The sequence below is a fragment of the Microcoleus sp. Z1_A1 genome, assembly GCF_036700305.1.
Classification (GTDB): Bacteria; Cyanobacteriota; Cyanobacteriia; order Cyanobacteriales; family Microcoleaceae; genus Microcoleus.
On the sequence record NZ_JAUBOR010000034.1, the window covers coordinates 1 to 13040 of the forward strand.

Below are 13040 nucleotides of genomic sequence, written 5' to 3' on the forward strand. Positions count from 1 at the left end.
GCGCGTGCTCGTCAGCAAATAGCCTAACCCCACTGGTTTACTCTTTTGACAATTAATCCACCCTGCTAAATCCCCCTTAAGAAGGGGGACTTTGAGAAGAGTCTTGTCCCCCCATTGTAGGGGCGGTGCCCCCGTGCCCGCCCGCCCTCTTTAGGGGGGATCGGATTCTATGCAGCATCATAAAAAAATGGTATTATTTTCAAAACTTCACCAGATATATACTTTAAGGACTCTTAACCCATGACCGTTGATGAAGCAATCGCGATCGCAGAAACTCTCCTCGATGGCGAAGGCTTAAACGACGTGCAAGAGCTCATCTTCAGACAATGCTGGGAAGGCAGACATTCCTATGAGGAAATTTCTCAACTCTCTCAATATAATGATGAATACATAAAAGCGCTGGCGGCTAAACTCTGGAAACAACTCTCAGAGGCTTTTGATGAAAAAGTAAAAAAAAGTAATTTACGCTCTGTTTTTAAGCGATACTTGCGGCGACATCACGTGACATTACATCGAACTCAAGTGATTGGGGTTAATCTCAGCGGTGCTAACTTAAGCGGAGCAAGATTATTGCTCACAAACTTAAGTGAAGCCGATTTTTATCAGACTGATTTAAACAAATCAATTGTAACTGAGGATAATGCAAAGTCGGATGAAAAAATTATCAAGGCTGAAGACGCACATAACCAGGGAATTTTATCTAACCTAGAAGAACAAATTTATCACTGGAACGATCTGCGCTTTCACTGTGAAGAACAAGTAAAAATAGCCGAAGCACTCGATCGCACAAACGCCCTCTTCTTCCCCAACTCCAAAGCCCGCCTCACAACACCCGCAGGCCGACAAAACCAAGAACCAGATTTCCTCATATTTCACCAAGGCAAATGGGGAATTCTGGAAATATGGCATCCCGACACAGAAAAAGATGAAACGCGCGATCGCCTGTTTGCATCTCACGGTATCAGCATCATCCACTATTGCGACGCTAACAGATGCACAGAAGAACCCGATCGCATTGTCCAAGAGTTTTTAGACATATTGAGTCAGGGATAGGGCGATCGCATTTAGTTAAGGCGTATTTCTGTATCGATCGGCGATCGAACACGTCTTATAGGAGCCTTAAACTTCTTCATCAAGATTAGACAAAATATCTTCCAAATCCCTAGCACCATGCAAAACGCGGAGAACCTCCACCTGATCGTCTTGAAGCCGGTAAAAAATTAGATAATCTTGAAAATCCTTAATTCGCCACTGACGAATCTCCCCCATCCCAGAAGAGACCAATCGCACGACTTTTCCCATTCCCGGTATCGTCGCTAATTGGGCAAAAGTGGCTTCGGCTAACTCCAGAAATCGCTCCGCAGCACGAGCATTTCCATTGAGCAGAATATAGTTTGCCTGTTGTCTGAGATCCTGCGTGGCACGATTTTTGACAATTAATCGATCGCTCATACTGGTTGTGAATCGCCACCCAAAACCGATGCCCGCAAATTCTGCCAGTACGCAGCCGTAACGGGTTCTCCATCCGAGTCTAAACCCTCTTGCAGTAAACCTTCTAGTTTGGCTTGTGCCCGTTTCCGCTGGCGATCTTGCTGCACCAAATCTAGAAAATACTCTACCGCACTGGCATAAGCCCCTGCCTGAATTTGAGCCTCAATATAGGTTTGCAGCTCTTCTGGTATGGCAAGAATAACGTTCATCGTCAACACAGATTTAGGATATCTATCATTGTATCGATCGGCGATCGGGCAGCACCATAAAAATTAAAATTAGCAGCTTGAACATCGGTATAAAGTTACACACCCGATCGCGTTGTCCAACAGTTTTTAGACATCTTGATTCAGGGATAGGGCGAGTGTTTTTTTCATAATGGCGATCGCATAGGGCCCAGAAACCGGGTTTTTTACAAAAATACCTCGTTGTCACCAACAGATTAGGTGAAAAACCCGGTTTCTTTGTCGGAGTGCGTCAGTCCATAAGGGCGATCGAACTTTGTAACAAAGTAGATTTGCTCTTGACAAATTACTCGATTTGTGATATGCAGGAGTGGTGGAAATTTTTAAGGGCGATGGGGATCTACTTCTGCAAAACCGGCGATCGCGATCGATCCTAACTCATTCCCCAGCAGCCTCAGCCGACGCAGCGAATCTATCCGCTACAGCTTTGCCAATTAGCGCCACCTGACTCAGAGGCAAAAACTGAATTTTTTTGACAATATCGTTAATTTCTGGGGCTTGCGAGACTGGATTGCCATCCAAAAAGCTGAGAAACTCTTCCAGAGTATAGCCGGCTCTCGCTGCGAGCTTACCCAAGTTTTCAGTATCAGGAACAGTATCGCCCCTTTCCCAAAGCTGAACAGCGGTAGCAGAAACGCCCAAAAGCTTACCAAATGCTCGCTGACTCATTGCTCCGCGCGCCGTTTTGATAATTTCACTAAGTTTTTGTCTATTTTGGATGCTCACGACTTAAAAGCTATGCGATCGTATCTACCAGTCTACTTACGAAGTGATGCATCAACTATATTTCCCAGACGACTCAGCCGCCGCCGCGAGCCTATCCATCACGGCTCTACCAATGACTGCTAACTCACTAATGGGTATACATTGAATTTTCTTAAGCAGATCGTTAGTATCTACGGGTTCCTGTACCGGCTTGCCTTCGAGGTGAGCCATGAGCTCTTCCATCGTAAACCCTGCTCTTGTCGCAATCTGAGTCAAATTTTTCGTATCTGGAAGTACCTGCCCCTTTTCCCAATACAAGACAGAAGCCACAGAAACTCCCAACAGCTTGCCAAAAGCAGTCAGACTCATCGAGCCCCGCGCTAATTTAACAACCTCACTCAGTTTTTTCTTAGCTTCTGCGTCCACGGTATCAGCCACCAGATAACCACAATTCCCAGTTTACAGAACATCAACCATACTTCCCAGAAGCTACAGCAGCAGCAGCCAGTCGCTCCATACCAGCTCGAACAATCACTGCTAAGTCACTCAGTGGCATACATTGAATTTTTTTAAGGAGCTCGTTGGTATTGACAGGTTCCGGCATTGGTTTGCCTTCGAGATGAGCCATGAGCTCTTCCATCGTAAAGCCCGCTCTTGCCGCAATCTGAGTCAAATTTTTCGTATCCGGGAGTACCTGGCCCTTTTCCCAATACTGAACAGCAGACCCAGAGACTCCCAATAGCCTACCAAAAGCGCTAAAACTCAGGTCGCCACGGGCTAGCTTCACAACTTCGCTCAGTTTCTTCCTAGCTTCTGTGTCCACAGTATTAGTCACCAGATCAACACAACTCCTAGTTTACTTATCTACCAAAAAATCTGTCTTTCTTGCTTGACAGCAAAAAGTTTACCAGTTAGAGTGTAAATACTTTTGAAATCATAATTGTATTTGTAGCCAATCAGGGGCAGTAAAAATGACTCGCAAGACACGCAATACACGTCAAAGCCTTACAGCCTCCGGTTGGCTAAAACCCCAGCGCTGGCAAATCTCCAAAATGGAAGCAGCCGAAGCCCTGAGAATTCCTGTCAACCGCATAGTCAAAGTTTACCCCAAACAACATCAAGTAATAGTCGTTTACCTCAACAAGAAAGGACAAAAATGCAGTTCTTTTTTCAGCTACAGACTATTTGCCAGATGGCAGCAGGAGGCGATCGCAGCAATTGCCAGTTGTCGAAACCAGCAAATCCTAGCACCCCTAGAAGTCATTGTACAATACGACCTCGAACATTTCAAATATCCAGTGGCGATCGCCGATGCAATTTGGGAAGCCCTCCTCAACCACATCCGTCAAGTCATCAGGGAACAAAGGCTCAGCCTAGCTTGCGCCTAGTCCCCCATTAACCCCCACCTATGTCGATCTTGGTTAATGCTTGGGAAAATCGATTCCTGAGATGGATATTCCTTGCATCTTCTGTACATATCGTCCTTGAGCCGCTACACACTCTGCCATTTTTTGAGCCTGTATAGGTTGACTCCTGGGATCTGGTGAGGTGCCTCTATACTCCCATACACCACCACGACCACTATTTATTACTTTTCCATTTTTTTCTAAGATTAACTCTTCTCCGGTAGCATCAATATAGAATTTCCCCTTTTGAAAAGACACGCTGCTAATTGTGATATCTTCCACTCCCTTGTAAGGATTTGCAGGGCCCTTGACAATCTTAATACAGATTCTATTGTTTTTATGTGCAATTTCTCTCCGGGAATTATTGAACATGGTTCCTTGAGAGTAGTAAGTTCCTGTGGGTAGAATTGTATAATCTTGTTGATTACTTTGAGCAGATGACAAGGATGAAATTGAGAGAATAATAGAACTAGCAATTAGTGTTTCGAGTACCCTAAATTTCACTTCCTATTAAACTCCATTAAAAAATTTTCCGATTCAACACGATCATAAATTATTTCTAAACTCCTCTAGGGTGACATTTGCTTGGCGAAGATTTCCAGCTAGTGTCCCAGAATCTAATTCATCATGGATTGGCACAGTACAACTATCTATTTGCTCTACAACCCGAACCCGTTTGAGAAAAACGTGACTGCCATTTTGCGACCTATCTCTCCTGAATCCCAAACGCTCTAAAGACCCGATAGCTTGTCTACCTGAAATTCTTGGCAATTGAGACCAAGGTATATCTGAATGGGAATTTTGCGACAGATTTTGAAGCTGAACGTTTAGATATTCAATAGTATTTTCTAATGTTTGAGTGTTCTCTTGGGCTGCACTGAGATCCCTTTCTAACTGCCTCTTTCGATCTTCTAAGAACTGAGTTTTGCTTTTAGATGAATATAATTCGCTGTTTAACTGGACTTTTTCTTTTTCTAACCGATCAATTTCTTCCACATAAAATTTTTCCCAATCTCTTGACTGTTCCTTAGTCCGATCTAATTCTGTCCTAGCTCCTTCTAGTGCGGCGGTCAGTTCATTAATATTAGGTATTTTTTCTAACTGTTGCTTTAGCTGACGAGATTGCTGTTGTATTAAATCTCGATCACGCTTCAAATCAGCTATTGTCTGATTGAGCGCTTCACTCCGCTGCTTTGCTTCAGATTCTCGCTGAGACGTTTCTTGCCACTCTTGCCATAGTAATTGCAAGTCCTCTTCTAAAGTTTGAGCAGTTTCTTGCTGTTGCTGTTCTTTAAGAGCCAGTTCGCTTTCATAAGATGCAATTTGATTTTCCAGTTCTCTCTTATTTTGCTCCTGTTCTTGCCGATAAGATTCCAGTTCAGCAACAACTCTCTCTCGCTGGTCAGCTAATTCGATAGTTTGCTGGTTTTTCTCTTCTAATTGCAGCTTAATCAGCTGCTTTGCTTCAGATTCTCGTTGAGACGTTTCTTGCAACTTTTGCCGTAGTAATTGCAATTCTTCTAAAGTTTGAGCAGTTTCTTGCTGTTGCTGTTCTTTAAGAGCCAGTTCGCTTTCATAAGATGCAATTTGATTTTCCAGTTCTCTCTTATTTTGCTCCTGTTCTTGCCGATAAGATTGCAGTTCAGCAAGACCTCTCTCTCGCTGGTCAATTAATTCGATAGTTTGCTGGTTTTTCTCTTCTAATTGCAGCTTAATCTGTTGAATTTCCCGCTGTAATTGTTCCCGTTGTTGCTGTGCATGGTGCTGCTCATTCCGTTTGGCATATAAAATCACCTCAATAATTATCCACGCGATCAAACCGCTCACCAAAAATAAAGCGACTGTCGATGTGTAAAGAGTCCGGGAACCTGTTACTTTAAATGGCTCTTTAATCCAATTATTATAATCTTCAATAAATGTCGGCGGTACTCCCCGGACATAGTACACACGACCGATTATTTCTCCTGAGTTAACTTTACCAGTAGGGATGGGTTTACTATCACCAGGTTTAGCATATTGCCGCTCTACTTGCAGCGGAGGTGGACTTTGTAGTAAGTCGTATGGATGATTTGACAAAGTTGCTAATGAAATTTCCTTTGTCCACTGCTGAGAAGATTTTGATTGATAAAGAATTTGCTCGGATAGGCAATCTTTGGTAGATATTTTGCAATCAGTAACAATCAGCCCAAATAATCCATAGTTGCTGTCTAAAGTTCGCTGCAATTCTCCTATGCTTCCTTGTAATAAGGTATAGGATAGTTTTACTGGCAGAGTATGAGATAACATATTGAAATCAACTGTTTGCACACGAAAGATTGTGCCATGCCAATAGTTGTTATAATGTTCCCAGTTTCTCAAAGTCCCCAGACCAAAAGAAAAGGTCGCGAGCAGGGTAAATCGCCCCAAACTCTTAATCAGCGTAGTCGCGTTGATCCGGGGAAGTTTTTGCTTCATAATGTGCTTCATAAGGTCAACAGCCAAATGAATCTGAGTGAGAATATATCTAATATAACTTCAGCTACAGACTATTTGCGCGTTGGCAACAAGAGGCGATCGCAGCCATAAAAACCCGCCGAAACCAGCAAACCTTACAACCACTAGAAGAAGTTGTACAATACGACCTCGAACATTTCAACTATCCGATCGCGTTGGCGTAGCCAGCCGTAGGCATCGCCAACCAAATTTGGGACACCCTACTCAACCACATCTACCACCTCATCAGAGAACAAAGGCACACCCCAAGATGTGCCCCCATCACTCCATCAATTAGTAGAAGCAGCCAACTCAGCCAAACGTTCCTGCTGATCCTGAGAAATGCAAGTTTGAATAATCCCCTCAATATCCCCTTCCAAAACACTATTGAGCGAGAAATTTTCCCCCAAACGGTGGTCAGTAGCCCGATTGTCCTTATAGTTGTAGGTGCGAATCTTCTCCGATCGCGAACCAGTACCAACCTGAGCCAAACGCCGCGACTTCACCTCATCCTGCTGCTCCCGCAACTTCATCTCATAGAGCTTAGCCCGCAAAATCTGCATCGCCCGCTCCTTATTCTGCAACTGACTGCGCTCCTCAGTACAGAAAATCCGAATTCCCGTCGGCTTGTGAAACAAATCCGCCGCAGTTTCCACCTTGTTCACGTTTTGACCGCCAGCGCCGCCCGATCGAGCCGTGCTCATCTCAATATCCTTCGGATCGATGTGAATCTCCACATCATCAACCTCCGGCATCACAGCCACCGTCGCCGTCGAAGTATGCACCCGGCCGCCAGCCTCAGTCACAGGCACTCGCTGCACCCGGTGTACTCCAGCCTCAAACTTCAGCTTGCTGTAAACGCTGTCGCCTGTAACTTCCAGAATCACCTCTTTAAAGCCGCCCATTTCCGCCAGCGACTCGCTCACCAACTTCACCTGCCAGCCTTGAGTTTGAGCGTAGCGCGAATACAGCCGCAGCAAATCTCCCGCCCAAATACTAGCCTCATCTCCGCCAGTACCCGCCCGAATTTCCAGCATAATATTCTTGTCATCGTTCGGGTCGCGGGGGAGCAGCAAAACCTTCAAACGACTTTCCAAATTCTCCAGCTTCGCCTCAAGTTCCTGAACTTCCAGCCCAGCCATTTCTTGCATATCTCGATCGCCCGCGGCTTCCTTGAGAACCTGTCGCGCGCCCACCAAATCTTCCTGAGTGGTTTTCCACAGAGCAAAAGTATCGACCACTTCCTCCAAGGACGATCGAGCTTTCGCTACCCGTTGAAACTCTTGATTGTCCCTAGCCACATCCGGGTCAGCCATGCGGCGAGTCAACTCATTAAAAGTTTGCTCTACCGACTTCAATTTATCCAGCAAATAAGATTCAGCCATTGTCAGTTGTCCTTTGTCAATCGATTTTAGATTTTAGATTTTAGATTTTAGATTTTAGATTTGAAGAACAGTCGGGATAGAATCTCGATAGAACTCAACTGCCTGCATAGCGAAGTCTTCAATCTAAACTCTCCTATCCGAGGGCGGATCGATTTTAGATTTTAGATTTTAGATTTTAGATTTTAGAAATCAAGAGCAGTTCGGATAGAATGTCGATCGAACTCTACGCGATAGAACTCAACTGCCTGCATAGCGAAGTCTTCAATCTAAAATCTAAAATCCGAGGGCGGTAAGTTGCCAGTAAAAAGAACTACTCTCAACAAACTGCGGACAAATGACAATCCGGCTACTTCTTCTTTTTGCCTTTACCAGCAGCCTTAGAAGCATCTGCTTTCGGATCTTCCATTTTCAGCGGTCCAGAGGAAGCATCTGCCTTCGGCATTTCTACCTCGGTCATGCCGTATTTCCGCATAAAGCGCTCCACACGACCTTCAGTATCAATAATCTTCTGAGTGCCAGTATAGAAAGGATGATTTCCCGACCAGACATCAACTTGAAGCTTTGGTCTAGTTGAACCCACAGTCATCACAAGTTCCCCGTTGCAATAAACCTGAGATTCGGGATACCACTCAGGGTGAATGCCTTCTTTTGCCATTGTTTTTTACTCTCTAATTTTTGACTTTACAACCATTTTAGCTGCCGCAGGACTTGTACACCAACAACAGCAAGAATTTTGCCTTATATCTGTTGGAACCAGGAATCAGGAATCGGAAATAAACTTCAAAAAAAGGCAGATAAAATCTGGATAGATAATTTTTGCCTTTTCTTTCTTCCTTCTTCCTTCTTCCTTCTTCCGTCAATCCGAACTTCCGTTACATCCGTTACATCCGTTAAAAAATCCGTTGCCGAACTTCCATTACATCCGTTACATCCGTTACACAATCCGCTGCCGAACCTCGATTACCGCTTCGAGTATTGAGGAGCTTTGCGAGCTTTCCGCAAACCGTACTTTTTCCGTTCTTTGGCCCGCGGGTCGCGAGTCAAATAGCCCTCAGTCTTCAGAGGCTTGCGGTTGTCCGGGTCTAATTGACAAAGTGCTCTAGCGACACCCAAGCGAATCGAGTCAGCCTGACCTGTCAAGCCACCGCCTTCGACTTTTACCAAAATGTCGTACTCATTTTCCAGACCCAAAGTTTCCAGAGGAGCCTTAGCCAGAGCCAAATAAGTAGGATTGAATTGCAGGTACAAATCCCCCTCTTTACCATTGACAGTCAGTATGCCAGTGCCGGGAACCAAGCGCACCCGCGCTACGGAACACTTGCGGCGGCCGGTACCCCAGTACACAGCGCGACCCGATGTATCTGTTGCTTGCATTACTCATTTCCTCCCGGAATCGTGTGAACAATTAATTCTTCTGGTTTTTGAGCTTGGTGCGGGTGGTTGGGGCCAGCGTACACCTTGAGTTTAGTAAACAGTTGTCTGCCCAGAGAAGTGTGAGGCAGCATTCCTCGTATAGCTTCTTCGACAATTCTTTCGGGTAAACGTGCTTGCAATTTGGCAAAAGTTTCTGTTTTCATCCCGCCCGGTCTTCCAGAATGGCGGCGGTAGATTTTCTGGGTGCGTTTTTTGCCAGTAACAGCGATTTTGTCGGCATTGATGACAATTACGAAGTCGCCGGTATCCATAGAAGGAGTGTAAGTCGGTTTGTGTTTCCCCCGGAGGTACATGGCAACTTCAGTTGCCAGACGGCCCAGTCGCTGGTCGGCGGCATCGACCACGTACCACTTGTGCTCTAGGGAGTCTTGAGTAGGGACGTAAGTTTTGTTCATTGTTTGTTGTTAGTTGTCTATTAACTGTTAACTGTTGTTAGTTGTCAGTTGTCAGTTGTCAGTTGTCAGTTTTTAATTGTTAGTTGTCCTTAGTTTTTTATTAGTAGTTACCTAATGACTAATGACTAATGACTAATGACTAATGACTAATGACTAATTTTGGCTGAGTGTCGTACCAGACCTCTGGGGGAAAGGGAAATTCTGAATAGCCAACCCGCAGCAGGCACAAACCTTGAGCGGGAGCGGCATATTTTACCATTTCTCGGCGTTCGTTGACCCAGATATCGGTGAAATTGTCGATCGGCCTTTCCCCGCGACCCACCTGCACCAGCAACCCCACCAGCAGCCGCATCATCCCGTACAGAAACCCGCTCGCCTGAACCTCTATATAGATAAGAGGCCCAGAACGCTGACACTCGGCCGCTTGCACGTCCACCCAGGAATGGGGGCGGGCAGAACCCGCGCGGTGGAAAGCAGCCAGGTGATGCCGCCCGATGAGCGGTGTCAAAGCTGTTTGAATCAAAGATTCATCCACAGGGGCGTGATAGCAGTGCCAAGCAAAAGGACGCACAAACAAATTAGGGGTCGGGTCTGTATAAAGGGTGTAGCGATAGCGCCGCCAACTGGCTGAGAACCGAGCGTGCCAGGTAGGTTCCACCTTTGCCGAAGCTCGAATTAAAATATCTTTTGCCAGTCGAGAGTTGAGAACGCTTGCCCAGCGGTGAGCCGGAATTGGGCCGTGGGCATCAAAATGCGCTACTTGAGCAGCGGCGTGAACTCCCGCATCGGTTCTCCCAGCAGCGTGCAGCGTTACCGGGCGTTCCAGAACAGTCGATATTGCTGTTTCAATTTCTTCTTGTACTGTACGCTGGTTCGGCTGTCGCTGCCAACCGTGAAAGTTAGTGCCGAGGTATTGGATTACTAGAGCAACGCGCTGTATCGATTGGGGATTTTCGATTGGGGATTTTGGATTGTCAGTCATAAATCACAAATCTCCAACCCAAAATTGAATTAAACCAGTTCAACGATCGCCATTTCGGAATTGTCTCCTTGACGGGGGACAGTTCGCACTACGCGGGTGTAGCCGCCGTTGCGCGAGCCGTACCGTTCTTGGGCAGCCTCAAACAGGGCGTGTACTAACTGTTTATCGTAGATATAGCCCATAGCTTGGCGGCGAGAGGCTAAGGAGCCATCTTTGGCCAGGGTAATCATCCTGTCCGCCTCTGAGCGCAGCGCTTTGGCGCGGGCGAGAGTGGTAGTGATTTTACCGTGGCGGATTAATTCGGTGGTCAGCGAGCGCAGTAGGGCGCGGCGCTGGTCAGCCGGTTTGCTGAGTTGGGGAACGCGACAGCGGTGACGCATGGCAGTTGGTAATTGGTAATTGGTAATTGGGTGCCGGGATAGTCCGCGATCTAGGGGGGTGATTTCTTTAACTTAAAAACTCACCTACTTAAAATTCAGAACTTTTTTACCCGTTACCCGTTGATTAACTTTTAGCTGATTTTTCCTGTGGCAAGGTAATGCCCAAGCGTTTTTGTAAAGCTTCAATCACTTCTTCAGCAGACTTCTGCCCGAAGTTCTTGATCTCGAGCAAGTCTTCTTGGGTATAATCCAATAAGTCTGCGACTGAGTTGATCTGAGCCCGCTTGAGACAGTTGTAAGCCCGGACGGACAACTGCAATTCTTCGATCGGAATTTGGCTAGTAGGATCGGCTTCACCTGGATACTCTGGTTTGAGAGAATCTTGGGTGATGTCTTTGAGAGGTGAAAATAAATCTACCAGGATGTTGGCAGATTGACTCAAAGCTTCTTGAGGAGTCACGCTGCCATCAGTCCAGATTTCCATAATCAGCCGGTCTTTCTCGACAGTACCGCCTACCCTAGCATCTTCAACGCTGTAGTTGACTCTGCGAATCGGCATAAAGATGGCGTCAATTTGGAGAAAATCCAAAGCCGACCCATCATCGCGACTGCGGTCTACTGCTCGGTATCCGATGCCTTTTTCAATTCTGAATTCCATTTCCAGAACTGAGCCTGGGGAGAGAGTTGCAATGTACTGGGAACGATCGATCAATTCCACCTCAGAGGGCAAATCGAATCTATCGGCCGTTACTGTGACAGGCCCCTCAATCCGCAACCTGCCGATTTGGGGCTGCTGAGAATGAGTTTTGAGGACGACCTCTTTCATGTTCAGGAGAATTTCTAGAACATCCTCACGTACCCCTTCGATCGTGGCAAACTCGTGATTGACGCCCGCGATTCGGACTGAAGTTACTGCTGTTCCTTCCAAGTTTGACAGCAGAACTCGCCGAAGCGCATTCCCAACAGTTGTTCCTTGACCGCGATCGAGCGGTTCCAGGACAAATTTTCCGTACTGACTGCGGTCTTTGTCAGTGTTAGACTCTATACATTCAATTTGAAACTGCGCCACGGAGTGACCTCCCTTTTCCACTTTGGATTTTTGATTTTGGATTTTAGATTGCAGAGCATACCCCTGAACGGATTTCGGATTTTGGATGGACGGGGCAACAGTTAGAACCATTAGTTTTTGACTTTAAGCAGTTAGCCATTATCCAAAATCTAAAATCTAAAATCTCAAATCGTTTTAGACTCTACGCCGCTTGGGAGGGCGACAGCCGTTGTGAGGAATTGGGGTAACATCTCTAATCAGGGTGATTTCCAGTCCCGCCCCTTGCAGCGCCCGGATTGCAGTTTCTCTACCTGCTCCAGGCCCGCTCACCATTACTTCTATTTGGCGCATTCCTTGGTCGTTGGCTCTGCGGGCAGCACTTTCTGCTGCTGTTTGAGCGGCAAAGGGAGTTCCCTTTTTAGCTCCTTTAAAACCGCTGGAACCTGCAGATGCCCAGGATATCACTTCGCCGTTGAGGTCGGTAATAGTTACAATCGTGTTGTTAAAGGTAGACTGGATGTAGCCTACCCCATTGGGTACATTCCGTTTCTGCTTTTTTGCACCAGATTTCTTGCCTGTTTGTGGTCGCGCCATATTAGTCTCTTTAACGTTTCTCTCAACTAATGTCCCGAAGCGCTAGGAGCCAGCAGCCCCCAGCGTATTTTTCCCAAAAAGATGTTACTTCTTGGAAGGTGCCTTTTTCTTGCCCGCAACTGTTCGGCGGACGCCACGACGGGTTCTGGCGTTGGTACGGGTTCGTTGTCCCCGCACCGGCAGACCCAAACGGTGACGCCGACCGCGATAAGTTCCGATGTCCATCAGGCGCTTGATGTTCATTGACTCCCAGCGCCGGAGGTCTCCTTCGATTTGGTATGTTGTTTCTACATGAGCCCGCAGAGCTGTCACGTCGGCCTCTGTTAAATCCTTGACGCGAGTGTCAGGATTTACGCCTGTTGCAGCGATAATTTTTTGGGCTCGCGACAAGCCTATTCCGTAAATGTATGTCAGACCTATTTCGACGCGCTTATCGCGTGGAAGGTCTACCCCGGCAATCCGTGCCACACTTTTTCTCTCCCTAGTTTTCCTGTTTGGCTACA

Annotated in this window: 18 protein-coding genes; 2 read left to right on the forward strand and 16 right to left on the reverse strand. The window is 46.4% G+C overall.

Annotated elements, in window-relative coordinates; genetic code table 11:
- The first annotated feature begins 240 nt into the window (after nucleotides 1-240).
- A complete protein-coding gene (locus tag QT973_RS20210) occupies nucleotides 241-1053 on the forward strand; it encodes a pentapeptide repeat-containing protein (RefSeq protein WP_333392055.1) in 813 nt (270 codons plus the stop codon).
- 66 nt (nucleotides 1054-1119) lie between these two features.
- Here QT973_RS20210 and QT973_RS20215 read toward each other — a convergent pair whose 3' ends face one another.
- From QT973_RS20215 to QT973_RS20235, 5 genes are all read right to left on the reverse strand, one after another.
- Entirely contained in the window at nucleotides 1120-1452 is a 333-nt protein-coding gene (locus tag QT973_RS20215; protein ID WP_333057805.1) for a type II toxin-antitoxin system RelE/ParE family toxin, read from the reverse strand.
- Nucleotides 1449-1700 carry a hypothetical protein gene (locus QT973_RS20220; RefSeq protein ID WP_333057804.1) on the reverse strand — a complete coding sequence of 84 codons (252 nt, stop codon included), beginning with the start codon at nucleotides 1698-1700 and terminating at the stop codon, nucleotides 1449-1451. Before QT973_RS20220 ends, QT973_RS20215 begins: the two co-directional genes overlap by 4 nt.
- A gap of 414 nt (nucleotides 1701-2114) precedes the next feature.
- Nucleotides 2115-2405 carry a helix-turn-helix transcriptional regulator gene (locus tag QT973_RS20225; protein WP_333057803.1) on the reverse strand — a complete coding sequence of 97 codons (291 nt, stop codon included), beginning with the start codon at nucleotides 2403-2405 and terminating at the stop codon, nucleotides 2115-2117.
- 108 nt (nucleotides 2406-2513) lie between these two features.
- Complete coding sequence (locus QT973_RS20230; RefSeq protein ID WP_333057802.1) at nucleotides 2514-2879, reverse strand: helix-turn-helix domain-containing protein; 366 nt, start codon at nucleotides 2877-2879, stop codon at nucleotides 2514-2516.
- A 31-nt stretch (nucleotides 2880-2910) separates the two neighbouring features.
- Nucleotides 2911-3276 carry a helix-turn-helix transcriptional regulator gene (locus QT973_RS20235; protein ID WP_333057801.1) on the reverse strand — a complete coding sequence of 122 codons (366 nt, stop codon included), beginning with the start codon at nucleotides 3274-3276 and terminating at the stop codon, nucleotides 2911-2913.
- Between the two features lie 136 nt (nucleotides 3277-3412).
- Here QT973_RS20235 and QT973_RS20240 point away from each other — a divergent pair, with 136 nt between their 5' ends.
- The gene (locus tag QT973_RS20240) at nucleotides 3413-3829 is read left to right on the forward strand and encodes a hypothetical protein (protein WP_333057800.1); all 417 of its coding nucleotides are present in this window, start codon (nucleotides 3413-3415) and stop codon (nucleotides 3827-3829) included.
- Between the two features lie 33 nt (nucleotides 3830-3862).
- On the opposite strand, the gene QT973_RS20245 is transcribed toward QT973_RS20240, so the two are convergent.
- The 11 genes from QT973_RS20245 to rpsM all read right to left on the reverse strand — a co-directional run bounded on the left by QT973_RS20245 (nucleotide 3863) and on the right by rpsM (nucleotide 13005).
- Entirely contained in the window at nucleotides 3863-4291 is a 429-nt protein-coding gene (locus QT973_RS20245) for a hypothetical protein (RefSeq protein ID WP_333057799.1), read from the reverse strand.
- A 102-nt stretch (nucleotides 4292-4393) separates the two neighbouring features.
- Nucleotides 4394-6205 carry a type II toxin-antitoxin system HicA family toxin gene (locus QT973_RS20250; protein ID WP_333392057.1) on the reverse strand — a complete coding sequence of 604 codons (1812 nt, stop codon included), beginning with the start codon at nucleotides 6203-6205 and terminating at the stop codon, nucleotides 4394-4396.
- A gap of 404 nt (nucleotides 6206-6609) precedes the next feature.
- Entirely contained in the window at nucleotides 6610-7704 is a 1095-nt protein-coding gene (gene prfA, locus QT973_RS20255) for a peptide chain release factor 1 (protein ID WP_333057797.1), read from the reverse strand.
- Between the two features lie 346 nt (nucleotides 7705-8050).
- The gene (gene rpmE, locus QT973_RS20260) at nucleotides 8051-8359 is read right to left on the reverse strand and encodes a 50S ribosomal protein L31 (RefSeq protein ID WP_333101798.1); all 309 of its coding nucleotides are present in this window, start codon (nucleotides 8357-8359) and stop codon (nucleotides 8051-8053) included.
- A 305-nt stretch (nucleotides 8360-8664) separates the two neighbouring features.
- Complete coding sequence (gene rpsI / locus QT973_RS20265; protein ID WP_194067224.1) at nucleotides 8665-9078, reverse strand: 30S ribosomal protein S9; 414 nt, start codon at nucleotides 9076-9078, stop codon at nucleotides 8665-8667.
- The gene (gene rplM / locus QT973_RS20270) at nucleotides 9078-9533 is read right to left on the reverse strand and encodes a 50S ribosomal protein L13 (protein ID WP_015178725.1); all 456 of its coding nucleotides are present in this window, start codon (nucleotides 9531-9533) and stop codon (nucleotides 9078-9080) included. Before rplM ends, rpsI begins: the two co-directional genes overlap by 1 nt.
- Before the next feature lie 139 nt (nucleotides 9534-9672).
- Complete coding sequence (gene truA / locus QT973_RS20275) at nucleotides 9673-10515, reverse strand: tRNA pseudouridine(38-40) synthase TruA (RefSeq protein WP_333057795.1); 843 nt, start codon at nucleotides 10513-10515, stop codon at nucleotides 9673-9675.
- A gap of 29 nt (nucleotides 10516-10544) precedes the next feature.
- Nucleotides 10545-10895 (reverse strand): 50S ribosomal protein L17, encoded by a 351-nt coding sequence (rplQ, locus tag QT973_RS20280; RefSeq protein WP_006634978.1) that lies wholly within the window; start codon nucleotides 10893-10895, stop codon nucleotides 10545-10547.
- 124 nt (nucleotides 10896-11019) lie between these two features.
- A complete protein-coding gene (locus tag QT973_RS20285) occupies nucleotides 11020-11964 on the reverse strand; it encodes a DNA-directed RNA polymerase subunit alpha (protein ID WP_333057810.1) in 945 nt (314 codons plus the stop codon).
- Nucleotides 11965-12138: 174 nt separating this feature from the next.
- Nucleotides 12139-12537: a 30S ribosomal protein S11 gene (rpsK, locus tag QT973_RS20290; protein ID WP_332978136.1), complete on the reverse strand. Its 399-nt coding sequence runs from the start codon at nucleotides 12535-12537 to the stop codon at nucleotides 12139-12141.
- 84 nt (nucleotides 12538-12621) lie between these two features.
- Nucleotides 12622-13005, reverse strand: coding sequence for a 30S ribosomal protein S13 (gene rpsM / locus QT973_RS20295; protein ID WP_006634981.1), 384 nt, complete (start codon nucleotides 13003-13005; stop codon nucleotides 12622-12624).
- Nucleotides 13006-13040: the final 35 nt, after the last annotated feature.

Excerpts from the sequence above, each read along its gene's own strand:
- QT973_RS20240 (WP_333057800.1), top strand. The coding sequence starts at position 3,413 with ATGACTCGCAAGACACGCAATACACGTCAAAGCCTTACAGCCTCCGGT.
- rplQ (WP_006634978.1), bottom strand. The coding sequence starts at position 10,895 with ATGCGTCACCGCTGTCGCGTTCCCCAACTCAGCAAACCGGCTGACCAG.
- QT973_RS20225 (WP_333057803.1), bottom strand. The coding sequence starts at position 2,405 with ATGAGTCAGCGAGCATTTGGTAAGCTTTTGGGCGTTTCTGCTACCGCT.
- rpsK (WP_332978136.1), bottom strand. The coding sequence starts at position 12,537 with ATGGCGCGACCACAAACAGGCAAGAAATCTGGTGCAAAAAAGCAGAAA.
- QT973_RS20215 (WP_333057805.1), bottom strand. The coding sequence starts at position 1,452 with ATGAGCGATCGATTAATTGTCAAAAATCGTGCCACGCAGGATCTCAGA.
- QT973_RS20220 (WP_333057804.1), bottom strand. The coding sequence starts at position 1,700 with ATGAACGTTATTCTTGCCATACCAGAAGAGCTGCAAACCTATATTGAG.
- prfA (WP_333057797.1), bottom strand. The coding sequence starts at position 7,704 with ATGGCTGAATCTTATTTGCTGGATAAATTGAAGTCGGTAGAGCAAACT.
- rplM (WP_015178725.1), bottom strand. The coding sequence starts at position 9,533 with ATGAACAAAACTTACGTCCCTACTCAAGACTCCCTAGAGCACAAGTGG.
- truA (WP_333057795.1), bottom strand. The coding sequence starts at position 10,515 with ATGACTGACAATCCAAAATCCCCAATCGAAAATCCCCAATCGATACAG.
- QT973_RS20210 (WP_333392055.1), top strand. The coding sequence starts at position 241 with ATGACCGTTGATGAAGCAATCGCGATCGCAGAAACTCTCCTCGATGGC.
- rpmE (WP_333101798.1), bottom strand. The coding sequence starts at position 8,359 with ATGGCAAAAGAAGGCATTCACCCTGAGTGGTATCCCGAATCTCAGGTT.
- rpsI (WP_194067224.1), bottom strand. The coding sequence starts at position 9,078 with ATGCAAGCAACAGATACATCGGGTCGCGCTGTGTACTGGGGTACCGGC.